The sequence below is a fragment of the Providencia heimbachae ATCC 35613 genome, assembly GCF_001655055.1.
GTDB lineage: Bacteria > Pseudomonadota > Gammaproteobacteria > Enterobacterales > Enterobacteriaceae > Providencia > Providencia heimbachae.
On the sequence record NZ_LXEW01000016.1, the window covers coordinates 122,625 to 143,133 of the forward strand.

Annotated in this window: 16 protein-coding genes and 1 riboswitch; of the genes, 5 read left to right on the forward strand and 11 right to left on the reverse strand. The window is 41.1% G+C overall.

Annotated elements, in window-relative coordinates; all coding sequences use genetic code 11:
• Positions 1-23 precede the first annotated feature (23 nt).
• From moaA to M998_RS05425, 4 genes are all read right to left on the reverse strand, one after another.
• Positions 24-1,004 (reverse strand): GTP 3',8-cyclase MoaA, encoded by a 981-nt coding sequence (moaA, locus tag M998_RS05410; RefSeq protein WP_068441839.1) that lies wholly within the window; start codon positions 1,002-1,004, stop codon positions 24-26.
• A riboswitch (molybdenum cofactor riboswitch) is annotated at positions 994-1,133 on the reverse strand. Its footprint overlaps the gene before it by 11 nt.
• 313 nt (positions 1,134-1,446) lie before the next feature.
• Positions 1,447-4,131 carry a TonB-dependent hemoglobin/transferrin/lactoferrin family receptor gene (locus M998_RS05415; RefSeq protein WP_311136275.1) on the reverse strand — a complete coding sequence of 895 codons (2,685 nt, stop codon included), beginning with the start codon at positions 4,129-4,131 and terminating at the stop codon, positions 1,447-1,449.
• A 140-nt stretch (positions 4,132-4,271) separates the two neighbouring features.
• Positions 4,272-5,237, reverse strand: coding sequence for a FecR family protein (locus M998_RS05420; protein ID WP_068907948.1), 966 nt, complete (start codon positions 5,235-5,237; stop codon positions 4,272-4,274).
• 2 nt (positions 5,238-5,239) lie between these two features.
• A complete protein-coding gene (locus M998_RS05425; protein WP_068907950.1) occupies positions 5,240-5,737 on the reverse strand; it encodes an RNA polymerase sigma factor in 498 nt (165 codons plus the stop codon).
• 323 nt (positions 5,738-6,060) lie between these two features.
• On the opposite strand from M998_RS05425, the gene M998_RS05430 reads away from it, so the two are divergent.
• From M998_RS05430 to glsA, 3 genes are all read left to right on the forward strand, one after another.
• Positions 6,061-6,969, forward strand: coding sequence for a gluconeogenesis factor YvcK family protein (locus M998_RS05430; RefSeq protein WP_068441830.1), 909 nt, complete (start codon positions 6,061-6,063; stop codon positions 6,967-6,969).
• Positions 6,970-7,282: 313 nt separating this feature from the next.
• Positions 7,283-8,215, forward strand: coding sequence for an AEC family transporter (locus tag M998_RS05435; protein ID WP_068907951.1), 933 nt, complete (start codon positions 7,283-7,285; stop codon positions 8,213-8,215).
• Positions 8,216-8,257: 42 nt separating this feature from the next.
• On the forward strand, positions 8,258-9,193 hold the full coding sequence (gene glsA, locus M998_RS05440; protein WP_068907953.1) for a glutaminase A: 936 nt from the start codon (positions 8,258-8,260) through the stop codon (positions 9,191-9,193).
• Between the two features lie 125 nt (positions 9,194-9,318).
• Here the strand turns inward: glsA and uvrB are convergent, their stop codons facing one another.
• From uvrB to bioB, 5 genes are all read right to left on the reverse strand, one after another.
• Positions 9,319-11,334, reverse strand: a complete 2,016-nt coding sequence (uvrB, locus tag M998_RS05445) for an excinuclease ABC subunit UvrB (RefSeq protein WP_068907954.1) — start codon at positions 11,332-11,334, stop codon at positions 9,319-9,321.
• A gap of 640 nt (positions 11,335-11,974) precedes the next feature.
• Positions 11,975-12,649, reverse strand: a complete 675-nt coding sequence (gene bioD / locus M998_RS05450) for a dethiobiotin synthase (RefSeq protein WP_068441815.1) — start codon at positions 12,647-12,649, stop codon at positions 11,975-11,977.
• Entirely contained in the window at positions 12,642-13,445 is an 804-nt protein-coding gene (gene bioC, locus M998_RS05455; protein WP_073890116.1) for a malonyl-ACP O-methyltransferase BioC, read from the reverse strand. Before bioC ends, bioD begins: the two co-directional genes overlap by 8 nt.
• On the reverse strand, positions 13,426-14,583 hold the full coding sequence (gene bioF / locus M998_RS05460; protein ID WP_068907956.1) for an 8-amino-7-oxononanoate synthase: 1,158 nt from the start codon (positions 14,581-14,583) through the stop codon (positions 13,426-13,428). The genes bioC and bioF overlap by 20 nt, the downstream gene beginning before the upstream one ends.
• Positions 14,583-15,620, reverse strand: a complete 1,038-nt coding sequence (bioB, locus tag M998_RS05465) for a biotin synthase BioB (RefSeq protein ID WP_068441810.1) — start codon at positions 15,618-15,620, stop codon at positions 14,583-14,585. The genes bioF and bioB overlap by 1 nt, the downstream gene beginning before the upstream one ends.
• A gap of 105 nt (positions 15,621-15,725) precedes the next feature.
• Here bioB and bioA point away from each other — a divergent pair, with 105 nt between their 5' ends.
• On the forward strand, positions 15,726-16,994 hold the full coding sequence (bioA, locus tag M998_RS05470; RefSeq protein WP_068907958.1) for an adenosylmethionine--8-amino-7-oxononanoate transaminase: 1,269 nt from the start codon (positions 15,726-15,728) through the stop codon (positions 16,992-16,994).
• Positions 16,995-17,165: 171 nt separating this feature from the next.
• Here bioA and pgl read toward each other — a convergent pair whose 3' ends face one another.
• Entirely contained in the window at positions 17,166-18,146 is a 981-nt protein-coding gene (gene pgl / locus M998_RS05475) for a 6-phosphogluconolactonase (protein ID WP_068907959.1), read from the reverse strand.
• A gap of 291 nt (positions 18,147-18,437) precedes the next feature.
• Between pgl and M998_RS05480 the strand changes: the two genes are divergently transcribed.
• Positions 18,438-19,256 (forward strand): pyridoxal phosphatase, encoded by an 819-nt coding sequence (locus tag M998_RS05480; RefSeq protein ID WP_068907961.1) that lies wholly within the window; start codon positions 18,438-18,440, stop codon positions 19,254-19,256.
• Between the two features lie 184 nt (positions 19,257-19,440).
• On the opposite strand, the gene modC is transcribed toward M998_RS05480, so the two are convergent.
• Entirely contained in the window at positions 19,441-20,508 is a 1,068-nt protein-coding gene (modC, locus tag M998_RS05485; protein ID WP_068441799.1) for a molybdenum ABC transporter ATP-binding protein ModC, read from the reverse strand.
• Between the last annotated feature and the right edge of the window lies 1 nt (position 20,509).

Consider the following 20,509-nt stretch of genomic DNA (forward strand, 5'->3'; position numbering starts at 1 on the left):
TTTCTCCTAAAAATCAAAAATAGTTAGCCGCCAATGACGGATAAATTTGGGGTAATGCCGCTATCGCCCATATGAAGGAAATGTGTTTCACGTTTCGATAACAATCCACGTTGAATGCGTGCCTTAAGGGCTTCATTTTGATTATCATCACCCAGTAAATCACGAAGTGGAATGCCATTTTCACCAAATAAACACAAATGCAGATTGCCTAAAGATGAAACGCGCAGGCGGTTACAGCTTTGGCAGAAATCTTTTTCATATGGCATGATAAGCCCGATTTCACCTTGGTAATCAGGATGGCTAAACACTTGAGCGGGGCCGTCACTGCGAGAACGAGGAAGCATATACCACCCTTCGTTAATCAAGCGATCGCGGACGGTTTCTCCTGAAACATGGTAACGTTGGAATAAATCACTGCCGTCACCGGTTTCCATTAATTCAATAAAACGCAGTTGGATTGGTCGATGCTTAATCCAATTTAGGAAAGACTTCAGTGCGATGTCATTGACATTTTTCATCAACACCGCGTTAACTTTAATTTTTTCAAAACCCGCATCAAAGGCAGCATCAATGCCTTTCATCACTTGGAAAAATTTATCTTGCCCTGTAATGGCCGCAAACTGGCGTGGATCTAGACTATCAACACTGACATTAATCGCGCCGAGTCCTGCTGCTTTCCATTCTTTAACATCTCTTGCCATACGATAGCCGTTGGTCGTCACTGCGATTTTTTTGATAACGTCATTTTCATTAATTGCAGCAATGATATCGCTAAAATCTTTACGCATGGTTGGCTCACCGCCAGTGATGCGCACTTTTTCAGTGCCCAGCTCTGCGAATGCAGTACTAATACGGCGAATTTCATCGAGCGTTAGGAATTCATGGCGACCACTGGGTTTGTAGCCATCAGGGAGGCAGTATGTGCAACGAAAGTTGCAAACATCTGTAATAGAGAGACGAAGATAGTAAAATTTCCGGTCAAATTGATCGACAAGTTGCTGCATAATCACACCTTTCCAAATACGGGAGATGCAGACATTTCTATCACGCACCCTGGTGGTTCTAGACCACGGCCAGAGCATCATATTCGATTCATCGAACTTAGATACAAAGGCTAGGAGTTTTAATCGGAACTCAGTCACTGATTTTAAAACATAAAATAAGCAACAAGTTCACTTAATTTCTGTAAGGATTCTAGCGTATAGAAAAAGAAAAAGCGAATTGCAAATCGATATATAACAACATATACAACGACTTACAATAATTACTATATAATTACCGAAGCCCTTATTATCACAGGTAATTTTGGAATTATTAATCTGGAAACCAATACAATTCCACCTTGAATGGTTAACATATCTTATTATTTAAATAAACATTTATTGATATAGATCTAAAATGGGGCCTCAAGACCCCATCTAATTGTTTATATTATAAATATTTGAGTTAAAACGTATAAGTAACCCCACCACTTACCGTTCGTCCACGCCCTAACGTATTCGAAAGACTCTCGCCAAAACTGACTACATAGGCTCTATTGGTTAAGTTTTCGACATTTCCGCGAATAATAAGATCGTCAGTAATTGCATAACTCGCATAAAGATCGATTAGGGTATATTTCGGCCAATCTGCCAAATACGGTTGGTTACTTTGTGCTGAATGATCTTGAAAGCCCGGCGTAAAGCGAACAACCATACCCCCGTCTAATTTACGATCAAATGCACGCCCGCCTAAAGTAAATGCGCCTCGATCTCCCGGTAGGTTAGCCGAGCTGCTAAAAACAGCGCCATTGTGACAATTAATATACTCGCTTTGTTGTTCATCTGCTTCCATATACCAGTTGCCGGGACCACTGTTAGCACCGCCTTTCAGTACACCACCTAGCCATGCGGGATGCGCACAAAATTTATTTTTGCCAATCATATGAGTAAATGTTAAATCAGCATAAACAAAGCCTGCATCATAATTGATTTGATATTCAAACCCTCTAAACCGTGTTGTACTCAAGTTATTACTATATGCTGCATTACCAATACTCGGGTTAACCATTCCCGGTTTGGTACGGTTTAACGCCAGATTAATATAATTATCAACCCGGGTATCAAAGTAAGCCACTTTTGTCATCAATCGGTCTTCTTCAAGCACGAATTGGGGGTAATTGACATTCATTCCAACTTCCCATGCATTTGAGCGCTCAGGTTTTAAATAAGGGTTAGGGAATTGAGTCGATGAACTATGTGCACTGCCGGTCGTGAGTGTTTCGGTGATAGCAGGTGGTCGCCAAGAACGGCCATAGCTGGTAAATAGCTCCATCCACTCCAGACCGGGGTGAACAGCCAACCGAATATTAGGTGAGAATGCGCCTTCGGACTTATCTACATCCCATGACTGTACAATATTAACCCCCTGACATGCTCGAGAACTCAATGCCTTACACGGGTTATCTTTAGTATAAGGATATGTCCGATACCCCATACTTGTTTGACCTTTTAAATGGTAATAGTCGTAACGTATCCCACCTTCAAGAGTTAACCAATCATCATGCTCATAGGTCAATGTGGTAAATAATGAGCTAAGAGAGCGCTTACCATCTGGTGTAACACCACTTGCAGACTCTTGGGTTGAGCTACTTGAGGCCTTATCTTGGAATGTTTCTAACCCATAATGGGCTTTTAGTACATTATTATAGTTAAATTCAATTTCAGACTGGTTTTCAAGCTGTAATCCAACGGTTTTAACGCGGGTATCCATTTGATAACCGTTGTTAAACGCCTTACTTGTTGAATAAGTTTGACTATCATCTTGGGTATCGACGAAATAAACCTTACTTTTGAATTCGGTACTCCATGGACTATCACTAAATTGCTGATAATCTAAGGCAACGTTTTTAGTGGTTACATCACTAAATCCACTGCTTTTCCAACCCAATTTATACGGCCAACTTCCCGATAAGTTGGTTAAAGTTCCTGCATTTGGTGTCGCAACTTTAGTTTCTAAATAATTAAACTGTAATCGCTGGGAATCACTGATATTCCAACCTGCTTTTGCCAAATACGAGGTCATTTGATAATTACTGTCAGTCACTCGGGTATGTTTAAGGTCACGAACTAATTGGTCATAATGCCCAGTGTCATTATTGATCCGAATATCACCAATATTGCCATGAGTTCCGGGTTTGTAATCTCCTAAACGACGCTCGCTAGCGGCAAAGAGCAAGTCCCCTTTATCGTTACCTAACGCAATAATACTACTGCCCACAAAATGGGTATTGTTCGTTCCTGTGCTAGCATGGAGTTTTCCACCAAACGTTTTGTCTTTCGATAAAAAATCGGCAGCATTCACCGTCGTGAAGGTAGCAACACCACCAAGGGTACCGCCGCTTCCCATACCGCTACTATTGCCTTTTTGAATTTCAACTCCGGATAGCAGTTCAGAGTCGATATACATTGTGCCATTACGCTGACCATGACCACTTTTTTGGAAGTTTTGTCGCATACCATCAATATTCATATTGACGCGTCCATAATCTTGGATCCCACGAATATTGACTGATAAAGAAGGGTCTTGTTGACTAACGCTGGAGTAAACGCCCGTCGTCAATTCCAGCAAGTCTGCAATATGCTTTGGCGGCCTATCTTCAATTTGCTTTTGACTAATAACACTCACAGAGGAAGGCGTGTTATAAACCCAATCCCCCTGTTGAGTTGCGGATGCTATGACGGTAATTTTATCTAAGGTTACTGCGACTTTATTATCGGATTCGTTTTTCACTCCATTGATAGTATTACGATAAATAACCACACGGTTATTTTCGATTGTATAACGCACAGGGTTTGATCCAATGAGTTGCCGTAACCCGTCATTAAGCGATAAATCCCCTTTTATTGCGCGACTTTTTAAGCCCGTAATCTCCTGGCTATCAATTAATATCTCAACCTTAGCCTGCTGTGCATATTGCAATAGTGCCCGTTCAAGGGATTGAGCAGGAATCGAAAAGGCAATTGTTGATTGTAATTGATCCGTTGGTTGTAGCGCTTGAATTTGGGCATAAGCCACAAACGGCGCTACAGGTAATGCCATCAACGCAAAGTGAATACAAAGTGCAGTTTTGTTTTTATGGTGCTTTTTCAAAGTAGTTTTCATCCCTAAAATGATAATGGTAATAAAAATCATAATCACTTAGATTAAGACGCGCGAGATAGAAAAACCCGTAAACAATTCTTTATTAAATTGTTATCTAATTATTTCATTTTAACTATAGTGGTTATTTATCAATACATTAATGTCATAAATGGCACTTCATAAATTGATAAATGACGCGATGTAGCCAAATGCGTTAATCCACTTTCGATGGAGGCTACTTGAAACACACCACTGATACGCTGGTCGGACTGCTTAGCTAGCAGAATAACCGGCTTACTACGATAGCGGTTTATTTCACTGACCACGTCGCTCAATGTTCGCTGGTGGAAAATAATTTGCCCTTGTCGCCAAGCGGTGGAATTATTATGTTGAAGGGATGAAATAGGTAAAATATATTGCTGATATTGAATGGAATTCCCTGCCTTTACCGTCACACTTTGGCCTGTAAGCAATGAAATTTTCACACTGTGCTGATAAACGCTGACTTCAACTTGGTCGCTTTTATCATCAACGACAAATTCAGTGCCTAAAGCTTGAATAAATCCATTTTGTGCCAAGACGCGAAATGGGCGGAGTTCTTGTTGTGTTATTGGCGCAACCGTGAAGTAAGCACGGCCTGATAGTAGATTGACCTGCCGATAATTTTCATTAAAAGCTAGCGATAATTGCGCCCCACTATCAAGCTCAACTTGGCTACCATCGGGTAAGTTAACCCGCAATAATTCCCCCGTACTTGCTTGATAATCAGGAATTTCTTGAGCGTGATAATGCCAAATACTGACAGATAATACGCAAAAAATAATCATTGATGCCAATGCATACCAAGCCGTGTTATTGGTTGTTTTTTTCACGCTAATCGCTTTTGGTATAGCAATTGCCTCAACTTTAGTTTCACTCACTTTAACAGGTAGTGATGCCGTTAAAGACCATAACTGCCGGGCTTTATAATAAGCCGCTAAATGGTACTCAGATTGATTAATCCAAGCTTGAAAATCTTGTTCCTCTGTAACCGTCAGCTCTCTGTGAGTCGTTTTAATCACCCATAATGCCGCGTTATTTTCTATCTCTGAAGGGTTATCAATTAAATGCATCATTATCAATCCCTCCACTTATGAATAAGCATCGCCAATGCGCTGGCCAAATGTTTTTCGACTGTACTCAATGAAATATCCAGCATTTCAGCGACTTCACTTTGTGTTAAGCCCTCTTCCCGGTGTAACCGGAAAATCGCCTGAGTACGAGGAGGCAATGTTGAAAGGATTGTTTGTATTTGATTAAGTTGCTGCTCTCGGATGACTTGCGCTTCAAGGCTTGTTGTATTTGAAGGCAATGCTTGCCATTGTTCATCACTGATCGCCATTGATGAGCGCGTTTTTTGTTGGCGAAAATGGTCAATCATCAAGTTTTTAGCCGTTCGATATAAATATGCATCAAAGTCTTGTATCGATGAATATTTCATTAATTCAGCCATACGAGCGAAACTTTCCTGCACAATATCCATGCTTAATGTATGGTCTTTTAAATATCCGTTCAGATAACGACATAACGAAGAGGAATGACGTGCAAATAAACCTTGCAACTCAGAATCTGACATATCAAGCCATAATATAATAATGAAAATGAGAATTATTTACATAGTATCGTTAATTATTCAAAATGGGAACTGGATGGATAAATTTGATTACCTTATCTAAGCCAGATACGGAATGTTCTCTTTTATTGTTTTTTATCACAGTAACCCAACTAAGAATGATGTTTTATGGTAGATTAACGCCCAATTATTGTTGCCAAGATTAAGAAATTATCGCTTGCAGAGCTATTTCCACCCTGAATAACATACCAAGTGACTATTTTTTATGATAATAGTTACTTGGCTTAAGCTTGCAGCTCTGAGTCATTAACGGATATAGGAATAGTATGCCAAATTGCAGTCTGACGGATCTCAGACATGTTGTCGCTCTTGGTGGCGGACATGGACTTGGTCGTGTGATGTCTTCACTTTCATCTTTAGGCTCCCGTTTAACTGGTATCGTTACAACAACCGATAACGGCGGCTCCACAGGTCGAATTCGTCGCGCCGAAGGCGGGATTGCTTGGGGAGATATGCGCAATTGCCTCAATCAATTAATTACTGAGCCGTCAATCGCCTCTGCCATGTTCGAATACCGCTTTACTGGTAATGGCGAGCTTTCAGGCCATAATTTAGGTAATCTGATGTTAAAATCATTGGATCACTTAAGTATTCGTCCTCTCGAAGCGATTAATTTGATCCGTAATATGTTAAAAGTAGATGCTCAATTAATTCCCATGTCTGAATCCCCTGTCGATTTAATGGCTATCGATGATATGGGCAATGAAGTCTATGGTGAAGTGAATGTGGACGCATTAGCTGAACTGCCAAAAGAATTACGCCTATATCCAACAGTTAAAGCTACCTCAGAAGCTATTCACGCGATTCATCAAGCTGAGTTAATTATCATCGGTCCTGGTAGTTTTTTTACCAGCCTGATGCCATTACTGTTAATGAATGAGCTCACTACCGCCTTACGTGAATGCAAAGCACCAATGATCTATATTGGCAATCTTGGCAAAGAGTTAAGTTCTTCCGCCGCTAACCTGACATTGCCCGAGAAATTGGTGATGATGGAAGCACATATCGGCTGTAAAAAGATCGATGCGCTAATTGTGGGTCCCCGTACTGATATTAGTGATATCAGTCGCGAGCGAAAAGTGATCCAGCGGGTACTTGAAGCTGACGACGTGCCTTACCGCCATGATAGAAAGCTGCTACTTAAAGCGATTGAAGAAACTATCCCACTATTGTGATCCTATCATTTCGCTTTCACCTAATCAGGCTAGGTTGAAAGCGACTTTGAATTAATCAGTCTTATTTAAACGCAATAACCCCTCATAAAAAGAAGGATATATTCTGTTTTTAATGACAATCAAAATCAAACCAGCAATTAAATATTGAATTTAACATCTCTATTTATTTTCTATTTTAATATATTTGCATTATATTTAAGTAATATAAATATAATTCATATTAAAAACACCAATAAAGAACCTCTTAATATGATTAATTATTATCATTATCTATTTTATAGATATAAATAAAATATAATTTATTGGAGGCTAGATGCTACAAGATTATTCACATATTTTAGTGCTTTTTTTGATAGTTGGAATTGGTTTTTTATTAGGACGAATAAAGTGGTTCAATGATAATAGTAATAATGCGATGACAAAATTACTCCTCAACATCACACTTCCATTAACCTTAATTCTATCAATAACACATGATTTTTCTAAACAAGAGTTTTTAGAATTACTGCCTAATATCATCTTACCTTTTAGTACCATATTGGTTTTGATGTTTATCTCTTTTATTACTGCACTACTCATCAAGTTACCCAAAAATGATAGAGGATTATTTATTGGTCTTTGCTCAATGAGCAGTACTATCTTTTTTGGTATACCCGTTACACTTGCCGTTTACGGCTCACATCAACTTCCTTATGCGTTGATGACCTATATTGCACAAACTATTCTCTATTGGACGCTCGGTATTTACTTGCTCAATAATGACAACAATGCTGAAAAATTCAACTTGGCGGATACAATCAAAAATATTTTCACTCCGCCTTTAGTTGCTTTTATCATTGGTGTGGTTTTATTACTAAACCATATTGAAATTCCATCATTTCTTTCTTCTTTTGCCCATTATCTCAGTGGAATGACCGCGCCTATTGCGATGCTCATTATTGGTACAATAATTTATATTACTGGATTTAAAACACTAAAAATAACACCTTATATTGTTGTTATTATTATTTTTAGATTTGTAATTACTCCTGCTGTAGTTTTATTACTTGGTAATTTATTATCCATGCCTTTAATGATGATAAAAATCACAATATTAGTGTGCTCATTACCTATTCCAAATACAACTGTCATTTTAGCCAGTAAATATAAAGCTGATGTGACACTCGCAACTCAGTCACTGACTTTTTCGATCGCCTTTTACTTATTATATATTCCCATTATTTTATTACTAATACATAAAATTTAACTATACTTAAATCCAACATATATTCACTGAGGTAGCATATTTATGATTGATATAAATAAGATTCAAACTGCCGTCGATAATGCCTATCAAAGTTTTCGATACGATACGAGTGGTGCGAATGCTGACTATATTCCTTTCCTAGCAAATATTGACAGCCAACTGAGTGCAATATCAGTTGTCACCACGAAAGGGGATGTGATAACGGCAGGAGATACCCAATATCGCTTTGCGATAGAGTCAATTTCGAAAGTGTGTACATTGGCGTTAGCACTAGAAGACTTCGATGCAAAAACAATTCAAGATAAACTGGGTGCATCAGCAACAGGCTTACCATTTAATTCCGTAATGGCATTAGAGCTACACGGCGATAAACCCCTATCCCCTTTGGTCAATGCCGGAGCAATGTCTGCAGCAAGTATTATTAAAGCGTCATCGATAGAAGAACGTTGGCAGCGAATTTTGGCGATACAACAAAAATTAGGTTCCAAAGCTATCAGCTTAAGCGAAGAATTAAATCAATCAGAACAAGCCACCAATTTTCATAATCGAGGCATCGCTTGGTTATTATACGCTGCGGGCTACCTGTATTGTGACACCATGGAAGCCTGTGATGTCTATACTCGCCAATGCTCTACGCTTATCACCACTGTCGAACTCGCCACAATGGGCGCGACCATTGCCTCTGGTGGAAAAAACCCGCTGACTCAAGAACACATACTTAAACCCGATAATTGCACTCGTATATTGGCAGAAATGACGATGGAAGGGATGTACGATAGCTCTGGGGATTGGGCTTATAACGTTGGGCTACCCAGCAAAAGCGGTGTCGGTGGTGGGATATTAACCATTGTTCCTGGTGTTATGGCTATCGCGGCATTTTCACCGCCTTTAGACCCGATCGGAAACAGTGTTCGTGGACAAAAAATGGTTGCTTCGATTGCCAATGAATTAGGCTATAATTTATATAAATGTATTTAGGGCCTGTTGATCGTTGAAGGTCAATTTTTATTCGAATAAAGACCTTTTTGGCGAGGCGAGAGGTTCGTCGCTTAGTAAACTAAGCAAGAGCCTCTCAACGGTGATTAATTTTACCGTTAGCCTCATTAAGAGTTAGCAATAAATTGATTTCTCAATGTTTGTAGGTCATCCCTCAATCGAGCAGCCGCCTCAAATTCAAGATCTTGTGCATGCTTATACATCTGCGCTTCAAGCTGTGAAATGCGCTTTTCCAACTCTTTTGTTGTCATTGATTGTGCATCCGCGATCACATCCTGTTTGATGCTATCTTTGCTGCGTTTACCTTTACCACCGACCTTATGGCCAATTTGGAGGATATCACCCACTTTCTTATTTAAGCCTTGAGGTATGATCCCATGCTGTTCGTTAAATTCGATCTGCTTAGCCCGGCGACGTTCCGTTTCGGCAATGGCTTTCGCCATTGATTTGGTGATCCGATCCCCATACAGGATCGCTCTACCATTCAGATTTCGCGCTGCACGCCCTATTGTCTGAATAAGCGAACGCTCAGAACGCAGGAAGCCTTCTTTATCTGCATCAAGGATCGCAACCAGAGAAACTTCAGGCATGTCGAGCCCTTCTCTTAACAAGTTAATTCCAACGAGAACATCAAACTCACCAAGACGTAAATCACGAATAATTTCAACACGTTCAACCGTTTCAATATCAGAGTGAAGATAACGAACACGTTCCCCATGCTCTTCAAGATATTCGGTTAAATCTTCCGCCATGCGTTTGGTTAACGTGGTGACTAACACCCGCTCATTTTTTTCGACTCGAATTCTTATTTCAGATAATAAATCATCAACTTGTGTCTTAACTGGACGTACTTCGATAATGGGATCGAGTAAGCCGGTCGGTCGAACCACTTGTTCAATGACTTCATTACCTGATTTATCAAGCTCGTAATTTCCAGGGGTTGCTGACACGTAAATCGTTTGGGGTGCTAGGGCTTCAAATTCCTCAAAACGCATTGGCCGGTTATCAAGGGCTGAGGGTAAACGAAAACCATACTCAACCAGTGTCTCTTTGCGTGACCGGTCGCCTTTATACATCGCGCCAATTTGCGGAATAGTTGCATGAGATTCATCAACCACCAGCAAGCCATCAGAAGGCAAGTAATCAAATAATGTTGGTGGTGGCTCGCCCGGAGCCCGCCCCGATAGGTAGCGTGAATAGTTTTCAATGCCTGAACAATAACCGAGCTCATTCATCATTTCTAAATCAAACTGAGTACGCTGAGCAACTCTTTGCTCTTCCACTAATTTATGGTTTTCGAGTAACACTTTGCGCCGTTCAACAAGCTCAACCTTGATATGTTCCATCGCCTCAAGAATACGTTCTCTCGGTGTTACATAGTGCGTTTTAGGGTAAACCGTAAAGCGTGGAACGCGATGCTGAATTTGCCCTGTCAGCGGGTCAAATAGTGAAAGTCTTTCGACTTCTTCATCAAATAACTCGATGCGTAAGGCATATTCATCAGACTCCGCAGGGAAAATGTCGATCACTTCACCACGAACTCGGAATGTACCTCGCGTAAAGGCCTGATCGTTTCGGCTATATTGCAGATCGGCTAGCCGTCTTAAAATGGAACGCTGATCAATGATCATACCGTCCGATAAATGCAACATCATTTTTAAATAGCTATTAGGGTCGCCCAAACCGTAAATAGCCGAGACAGAAGCCACCACAATCACGTCACGACGTTCAAGTAGGGCCTTGGTCGCAGATAAGCGCATTTGTTCTATGTGTTCGTTTACAGAGGCGTCTTTTTCGATAAAGGTATCAGAGCTCGGGACATAAGCTTCAGGCTGATAGTAGTCATAGTAAGAAACAAAGTATTCAACCGCATTATCGGGAAAGAAACCTTTCATTTCGCTATAGAGCTGAGCCGCCAATGTTTTGTTATGCGCCATTAGCATGGTCGGTCGGTTTTCTTTTGCAATCACATTGGCGATAGTAAAGGTTTTACCTGAACCCGTTACCCCCAATAACGTTTGATGAGCAAGTCCATCTTCTAGCCCTTCACACAACTTACTGATTGCTTCAGGCTGATCGCCTGCCGGCTGAAAATCAGAATACAGCTTAAAACTCTTACTCATTATCAACGCCTCTCAACTTATTCTTCCCAGTATGATACTGGATAAAAAACCAGCTTCAAGTCCTGAGATAAAATTTCTCTCTAAAACACTTTAAATATGTCAAAAAAAATGTTATCCCCAAAATAACGCTTGACCTTTTATAAACCAGATATTTTATGCTATCGCTTTTTATGGCTTTGTCGCAAATACAAATCTAAGCCTTGATTTTATTTAATTCGTTGAATTTAAATAATATTATCTTAACGTCCAGAATGACATCAAATAAAGACAAAACCGCTTGCTGTCTAGCGTAAGAATAGTTTTTTGACGGTAATGCACAGGGTTATCCACAGAAATGGTGGATAACTCTTGGAACCCTTTAGGCTCATGCTTTAGAGGTAGTCTTAAAATTTGTTAAACCTTAATTAAATGACAGTAAGATGACAATTAGCTAAAAAAATTTTCGCACTAAATTGGATATAAAAAAGATATTTTATGTGTTTTAACGAATATTCATGAGTATTTAACCTAAGAAACTTGACAGTAAATAGGTTAAGAACGTTAAAAATAGTGATTAAAAATAACAATAATATATCGACCCTCTGCACGTTTTGTATGTAGAGGATCTTATTGTATTTATATTGAATTTACTCAGATTTTGCTACAACAGCGAGAGGTTAATATACTGCCCAAGTTTCATTTCAAGATTTTTATCTTGATGAGGGATGATCCCTAAACAAGGGGCTTTAATCATCCGATTAAGTGTTGAAAGATACTCTACTTGATAAAAGCCCGCAGGTTCTACCTCATTAGCAATCCACCCAACTAACGACAAGCCTGATGCCACAATGGCATCTGCCGTCAATAAAGCATGGTTAATACAGCCTAATTTGATGCCAACAACCAAAATAACCGGCAATTGCTGTTCAATCACCCAATCCGCATAGGTTTTTTCAACGGATAATGGGGTATACCAACCCCCAGCCCCCTCGACTAAAACCCATTCCGCTTGGGATTGTAGTTGCATTAAACCTTCTGTCATCTGTGAAAATTTGATGGGTTTACCCATTTTCTCACTGATGATGTGTGGTGAAGTAGGCGCTTCAAAAACAATAGGGTTAACTAACTCATAAGAGAGTGGAATAGAACTATTGGCTTGTAACAGCAACGCATCATGATTTCGTAACCCTTGCGTTGTCATTTCACTTCCTGAAGCCACGGGCTTATATCCCGCAGTGGTTAAACCTTGTAAGTTCGCTGCTTGTAGCAAAGCGCAACTGGCGAACGTTTTTCCTACCTCGGTATCTGTTCCCGTTACAAAATAAGTTTTAGTCACGATAAATAAGCCCAAAAACAGTGTGATAAGTTAAAGGTAAGCCTTGCTCTGTGGCTGGGTATACAGAATCAAGCTGCTGTAAACGTTGCCGGGTCATTAACCCTGCTTTACGCCCCGCGGTTAAATGTGTTGCGCCAATTCCTTTTAGTGAGTTTAATAAATCATAAATATTGGCAAAATAAAGCGTATCTTGCTGTAGAGCTAATTGAGTACGCCATGCAGAGCAATTATCGATAATTCCTTGGTAACTTAAAAATGAATTAACATGAGAATGACTATCAAGCATTTCCCAGGCTTGGGATAATTCACCTAATGAATTTTCGGCCAGTGTAGTAAACGCAACGATTCCGCCACGTTTTGTGACACGATAAAGCTCCTCCAAGGCAGGATTAAAATCTCGGCACCATTGGATAGCCAAATTAGAAAACACCACATCAAACGCTTCATCACCGAACGGTAGCACTTCCATATCGGCGCATAAATAATGGGTCGCTGCATTTTTCTGTTTGGCGATATCTAACATCCCATCAGATAAATCGAGGGCAGTAACCTCATTTCCTTGCGCTTTCATTCTTTGGCTAAAAAAGCCAGTACCACAACCCGCATCTAAAATTTTTCTCGGGGAGGTTTGCCCTTGCTTTGCTAACTCAGCGGTGAGTTGAGATAATAATTGCCTACCGCTATTTTGTTGATAATGGGCAAGCGAATCGTAGCGCATTGCTGCACGGCCAAATGCAGAGGCGATTTGCTGCTTTTCATGGCATAAGCGCTTTTCACTATTCACAAGCAAAGTCATGCAGCCCCTCTAATAACCGGTCAATATCGTTTTGCTGATGTACGGCACTGAGCGTTATGCGTAATCGCGCGCTACCTCGAGGTACTGTTGGCGGTCTTATCCCTTGAACCCAAAGGCCTTTGTTTCGAAGATATCGAGCCAGTTGTAAGCTTTTATCATTATCACCAACCACCAAAGGTTGAATGGCGGTCATTGAAGGTAATAACGGCATATCGGGCAGATTAAGATTATTTTTGAAGTATTCAATATTGTGATTAAGCTGCGCTCTTGCAGCATCGGCATATTGAATTTGTTTTACAGCTTCAGATAACGCTACGGCCTGAGCGGGTGGCATTGAAGTACTATAAATAAGATGACGTGCCGCCTGAACAAAAAAGTCAGCGGTTTTATCATCACACAATACCGCAGCACCACTTAAACCAAACGCTTTGCCGAACGTCACAATTAAAATTTCCGGTTTAATGCCATAAACATCACAGCTGCCACGGCCTTGTGCCCCCCTAACACCCATTCCGTGAGCATCATCCACCATCAACCATGCCCCCTGATGAGTTGCAATCTGTTGCAACTCATCAAGCGGTGCACTATCGCCATCCATACTGAAAATGCCTTCAGTGATCACCAAAGTTTTCGCCGATGAAGAGGAAGCAGAAATAAGCGCCTGTAAAGTATCGGTGCTGTTATGGCTAAAGCGCCGTAATTGTGCGCCTGATTGCATCGACGCCTCTAAAATAGAGGCATGGCTGAGTTTATCGGCAAATATACGATCGTTTTTCGTCATAAGTGCAGAGATGACGGCATGATTAGCGGCAAAACCTGAAATAAACAGCAAGGCTTTTGAATACCCTAGCCACTCGGCTAATTGTTTTTCAAGATGATGATGTGCTTTGGTATAACCTGTAATATGGCCAGAACCACCACTACCCACTCCGTATTCAGCCGCCCCTTGTTGCCACGCGGCGATAATATCTTTGTGCTGACTGAGCCCTAAATAATCATTGGATGAAAAATTTAAATAGCTCTTCCCCTGATAACTTAGCTCCCGAGCATTCGCACTATCTACACATTGTCGTTCACGCCATGCGGAGACTTGCTTTCGTTGCTGCAACTGCGTTTCTATAAATGTATTCCAACCCATCATACAGCCGCGTTGTAAAACTGTGGGTTATCAGCGGTTAACAGTGTTTCTGCTATTTGTGCCGCTTGTTGGTTATCACCTTCAGTAATGTGGATACGTTCTGGGTTGATATCTAATTTTCTAAATAAAGCTAAATCTTTGTTTTCATCAGGGTTTGGCGTCGTCAGTAATTTGCAGCCATAGAATACTGAGTTAGCTCCTGCCATAAAGCATAGTGCTTGAGTTTGTTCATTCATGTATTCACGCCCAGCAGAAAGCCTGACATAAGAAGCGGGCATCATGATGCGAGCAACAGCAATCGTACGAATAAAATCAAAGGCATCGACATCTTCGTTATCTGCCATCGGTGTGCCTTCCACTTTCATCAACATGTTAATTGGCACACTTTCAGGTGGCTTAGGTAAATTAGCCAGTTGTACCAATAATGCCGCGCGATCACTCACGTTCTCACCAAGGCCTAAAATCCCACCAGAACACACTTTCATGCCGGCACCGCGCACATTCTCCAATGTATCAAGGCGATCTTGATAGGTTCGAGTGGTAATAATACTGCCGTAATATTCAGGAGAGGTATCTAGATTATGATTGTAATAATCCAGTCCTGCCTCGGCTAGCCGCTGAGCTTGTGCATTATCAATCATGCCAAGAGTCATGCAGGTTTCCATTCCAAGAGATTTAACTTCTTTGACCATCATTTCAAGATAAGGCATATCGCGTTCTTTTGGGTTACGCCATGCCGCCCCCATACAAAAACGGGTCGAACCTGCCTGCTTGGCTTTCTTTGCTGATTCAAGCACTTGTTCAATTTCCATTAAACGTTCAGTTTCTAACCCTGTTTTATAGCGGGCACTCTGTGCGCAGTATTTACAATCTTCAGGACATGCACCGGTTTTAATCGAAAGCAAGGTGCTGACTTGAACTTGTTGTGGGTCAAAATATTGACGATGAATTTGCTGTGCTTGGAATAACAATTCAAAAAACGGCATTGAAAACAGTTCATTAGCTTGTTTTATTGTCCACTGTTTTAATTGACTCACGGAAACTCTCCAGTTTAAAAAGTTGTTGCCAGTTTAAATATTGCGATTATCATGTCAACTAAATTAATAAAATAAAGTTGACGAATAGGCCGTATGAAACCCTTAATGGACCGCAGTGATATCGAGTTTGATGCTAAACATATTTGGCATCCCTACACATCAATGAGCCAACCTATTCCGGCTTACCCTATCGTTGCGGCACAAGGTGCTGAGCTGATTATGGCTAATGGTAAAAAGCTGGTGGATGGCATGTCTTCGTGGTGGGCAACCATTCATGGTTGCAATCACTCCGTACTTAACCAAGCGGCAATTGACCAAATTAATCAAATGTCACATGTGATGTTTGGCGGGATCACTCATCCTCCAGCAATCAGCCTGTGTAGAAAATTGGTTACTATCACCCCCGAGCCCCTTGAGTGTGTGTTTTTAGCCGATTCAGGCTCTGTTGCTGTTGAAGTTGCCTTGAAAATGGCGCTGCAATATTGGCAAGCGAAAGGGGAAAAACGCCAGCGAATTTTGACCTTACGTCATGGATATCATGGAGATACGTTCGGTGCGATGGCAGTTTGCGACCCTGATAATTCCATGCATGGTTTATACAAAGGCTACCTTCCTCCACATATTTTTGTTGATGCACCACAATGCGGTTTTTACGATGAATGGGATCAAAGGGATTTAGCGCCACTTGAACAGCAATTAGCAAAAAACCACCGTGAAATTGCGGCGATTATCCTCGAACCTATCGTCCAAGGTGCAGGAGGAATGCGTTTTTATCATCCCGAATATTTAAAAGGTGTCCGTATTTTATGCGACCAATACGGCATATTATTAATCGCTGATGAAATTGCCACAGGCTTTGGGCGTACAGGAAAGTTATTTGCTTGCCATCACGCCGATATATCTCCTGATATCATGTGTTTAGGCAAAGCCTTAACGGGAGGATATATGACGTTATCGGCTACTATCACCACACGCCATGTCGCCGAAACCATCAGTAATGGGGATGCGGGTTGCTTTATGCATGGCCCAACATTTATGGGAAATCCACTGGCTTGCGCCGTCGCTAACGCCAGTCTAAAGCTGTTATTGGATAGCCCTTGGCAACAAACCATTGCTAATATTGAACAACAATTAATGGCAGAACTTATGCCACTAGCAAGCTATTCCAGCGTACAGGATGTGCGTGTGCTTGGCGCTATTGGTGTGATTGAGATGAAGCAACCCGTGAACACAGCAGCATTACAAAAAGTCTTTGTGGAAGCCGGCGTGTGGATCCGCCCATTCGGCAAACTTATCTATGTGATGCCGCCTTATATCATTACCCCAGAGCAACTGAGTAAAATTACCAGTGCGATGAGAATGGTTTTAAATTAATTTATTTTTATTATTTTTATTATTTTTATTATTTTTATAATAAGAAAATCTCCTAAATAGTTCATGCTACAGGTAGGCGGCAAGCAAAGGTATCCCGGGGAGCATACACTAGTATGTGACTCGGGTAGCTGAGCGCAGCCAACACCCCTGTAGCGTGAAATATGACGGAGATTACAAAACCAAGACCCACATAGGCCCACTGCCGACCAAATACCTACCTATTTGCGTCAACTTACCGGTAATTACATCTATCTCCGATACCGCAATATGATCTGACTTCTGCCCACTTGAGATCAAAAAGCGTCCAGTTCCGTCAATATTAAAACCTCGTGGATGCATTTCGGTTGGATAGCGGTTTTCCAGCGTCAATGTTTTACCATCATCCGATATCAAATAGTGGCTAATATAACTGTCTGAACGTTCGCTGGCATACAGGTGGCGACCATCTGGCGTCACATGAATATCTGCCGCCCAGCGAGGGCTCTGATTACCTTCTGGATATATCGCGATATTTTGCATTTCGCGATAACGGGTAAATTTATGGTACACATTAATGGTTGAATCCAACTCATTAAGGCAATAAATTATTTTTTCGCGAGGATGGAAAGCTAAATGGCGAGGCCCTGATTTAACTGCCGTGGTAATTTGATCGGCTGTCGCTTCGGTTAAATAACCGTTTTTATCCAAATCAAATAAACGGATATGATCTTCACCCAAACACGGTACCCACAATTGCTGATTATCAGCATCAACATGAGATGAATGCGGATTATGCAACCCTTCAATCACTTGAATCGGTGACATTGGAATACCATCGCCGTTAATCGGTAATACCGCCAGATTTCCTTGATGATAAGAGGGGACAAACAGATATTTACCGCTGTTATCTAATGACAAATGAACAGGGGTTCCTGGCACTGAAGTTTCTGCTTTTTGGCGTAATGTACCTTTAGCTTCAATCTGATAAGTCACTACCCTAAAATTGGGGCGCACACCAATATAAAGGTGTTTTTTATCATGGCTTAGTACCATGGGTTGCACTTGACCCGGAGTGCTAACTGTTTGAATAAGGGTAAACTCGCCGGCTTGGTTCATCGACCACACATGAATTTGCTGGCTTTCGGGACTCGCAATATAAACAACCTGATCCATCTTGACTCCTAGAAGTGCTTCAGCGCACTGTTAATCTATAATACTGATAACCTGCAATATAATCGTTTACTATACACAAAATAATTTAAGATGCATGTCGTCGAAAAATGAAACATTTTTAAGGATTGAATGAAACCCGCAGCACTGTAGATTGAATCATAACAACTAAAATAATAATGATACTAAAACGCTTCAGTTACCGTTATGATGATAAAACGTACTTAAAATTCTTCCTCCTATATTCACAATATCAGTAATATAGGCAACCTCTAAAATCACGTGGAGCCGTTTATGTCATACCGCGTTATTGCGCTCGATCTCGATGGAACACTGCTTGATCATCAAAAGAAAATTCTGCCCGAATCCCTTGCTGTCTTAAATGAAGCTCGCCGCCAAGGCGTGAAAGTGATCATCGTGACAGGCCGTCACCATGTCGCCATTCACCCTTTTTATCAGGCGTTGGATCTTGATACCCCTGCAATTTGTTGTAACGGGACTTATCTCTATGATTATTTGGGTAAAAAAGTATTAAAATCTAACCCAATGACCTTAGATTCTGTGACCAGTATGATTGATAAATTACGGGGTTCAGATATTCAGCATTTGATGTACGTTGATAATGCAATGCTGTACAACGCACAGACTGAAAGCATCAAACGTACATTGAATTGGTCAGAATCGTTACCTGTAGCACAACGCCCAACCATTGAATTTGTTGAAGATTATTCACATGTCATGCATGACTATGATTCAATTTGGAAGTTTGCCGTTAGCTCTCCTGATCTTGATCAGCTTAACCAAGTGATCCATGAAATCGAAACCGATCTGGATTTAGATTGCGAATGGTCATGGGTCGATCAAGTAGATGTCGGCCGCAAAGGCAATAGTAAAGGGCAACGCTTAAAAGAGTGGGTAGAATCCCAAGGGATGACAATGAAAGATGTTGTCGCTTTCGGTGATAACTTCAATGATTTAAGCATGCTCACCACCGCTGGTCTTGGCGTGGCCATGGGCAATGCCGTTGACGAAATCAAACAGCAAGCCGCCCTCGTCACTCGCATCAATACCGAGCCCGGCATCGCCGAAGTTATTCGTAAATACGTTCTGTAACTCTATATTGTTGCCCATAAAAGGAAAGCTCGGCTTTCCTTTTTTTTGTGTTTTTTACGCTGACTTCACTAATTTTCCCCAAAGCTATTTGAATAACTCATCTAACTTCGATTATCTCCGAAATAATTACGCTAGGGCTAGTTAATGAAGTCAACAACTCTGTGGTGCAAAGAACAACGAGTCACTATAAGGATCGGGAAAGAGACACCGACTTAACCTGCGCAAAAACCCGCCGCCCCTTCCGAATAGAAAGCTCATCCCGTGCCCAGCGTGTGATCCTCGCCCACAAATAATGCTCATCGCCTAAATCCAGCTTCACATCTATTTGCTCGCCATCTTCAATCCACTCAATCACTTCTGCGGATAGAATATTACGAATACTGCTAATTTGTGGCTTTTCTAATACCAACGAGACATCTGAGGCATCAATACGTAAACGAACCTCTGCCCCTTGCGGAGAATTGACTCTTGGGATCCATAATTTTTGCCCTCCCACCATCACCGCTGTCATGGCATAATCAGGGTGTTGGCTGTGAACAATCACACTGAGAACGCTACTGAGCGTCTCTTGTTGCAGCCATGGGCGTAGCGCACTGCTAGCCCACACATCCTCCAGCGCACCAAACGCTTTCACCTTTCCTTCCGCCATTACGATAACTTTATCCGCTAATCGCAATATTTCATCAAGGCTATGACTGACATATAAAATCGGTATTTTAACGTCTTGCGACAGTTTTTCTAAATAAGGTAATAATTCGCGTTTACGCGGTAAATCCAGTGACGCTAATGGCTCATCCATTAATAAGATTTCAGGACCTGTTAATAAAGCACGGCCTATCGCAACCCGCTGCTTTTCGCCACCTGATAAGGTTATAGGAAAGCGATTAAGTAATTTTTCAATACCCAACAATCCAACAATATCATCAAAGCGATCTTTCATTTCGGGCGCCATACCATAGCGCAAATTACCTTTGACACGATAGTGCGGAAATAAACGCGCATCTTGAAAGACATAGCCAATATGACGTTTTTCAGGGGGCAAGCAAATGCGTTTCTCGATATCCACCAGCGTACGGCCATTAAGCACAATTCGTCCTTTGTTTGGCTTAGTTAACCCACCAATTACATTAATTAATGAGGTTTTTCCTGCACCTGATAGACCAAATACCGCAGTAATACTTTCTGTCGGGAGTTGCGTTTTAACTTCCAGCTGTAAATCGCCCAATTTTTGGGAAAAGTCGAGTTCTAACATA

What these genes read in the sequence shown, in the direction of transcription:
- pgl (WP_068907959.1), bottom strand. Translation starts at nt 18,146, where the DNA reads ATGGATCAGGTTGTTTATATTGCGAGTCCCGAAAGCCAGCAAATTCAT.
- bioF (WP_068907956.1), bottom strand. Translation starts at nt 14,583, where the DNA reads ATGGGTTGGAATACATTTATAGAAACGCAGTTGCAGCAACGAAAGCAA.
- moaA (WP_068441839.1), bottom strand. Translation starts at nt 1,004, where the DNA reads ATGCAGCAACTTGTCGATCAATTTGACCGGAAATTTTACTATCTTCGT.
- M998_RS05420 (WP_068907948.1), bottom strand. Translation starts at nt 5,237, where the DNA reads ATGATGCATTTAATTGATAACCCTTCAGAGATAGAAAATAACGCGGCA.
- uvrB (WP_068907954.1), bottom strand. Translation starts at nt 11,334, where the DNA reads ATGAGTAAGAGTTTTAAGCTGTATTCTGATTTTCAGCCGGCAGGCGAT.
- M998_RS05430 (WP_068441830.1), top strand. Translation starts at nt 6,061, where the DNA reads ATGCCAAATTGCAGTCTGACGGATCTCAGACATGTTGTCGCTCTTGGT.
- M998_RS05425 (WP_068907950.1), bottom strand. Translation starts at nt 5,737, where the DNA reads ATGTCAGATTCTGAGTTGCAAGGTTTATTTGCACGTCATTCCTCTTCG.
- M998_RS05435 (WP_068907951.1), top strand. Translation starts at nt 7,283, where the DNA reads ATGCTACAAGATTATTCACATATTTTAGTGCTTTTTTTGATAGTTGGA.
- glsA (WP_068907953.1), top strand. Translation starts at nt 8,258, where the DNA reads ATGATTGATATAAATAAGATTCAAACTGCCGTCGATAATGCCTATCAA.
- M998_RS05480 (WP_068907961.1), top strand. Translation starts at nt 18,438, where the DNA reads ATGTCATACCGCGTTATTGCGCTCGATCTCGATGGAACACTGCTTGAT.
- bioC (WP_073890116.1), bottom strand. Translation starts at nt 13,445, where the DNA reads ATGACTTTGCTTGTGAATAGTGAAAAGCGCTTATGCCATGAAAAGCAG.
- bioA (WP_068907958.1), top strand. Translation starts at nt 15,726, where the DNA reads ATGGACCGCAGTGATATCGAGTTTGATGCTAAACATATTTGGCATCCC.
- modC (WP_068441799.1), bottom strand. Translation starts at nt 20,508, where the DNA reads ATGTTAGAACTCGACTTTTCCCAAAAATTGGGCGATTTACAGCTGGAA.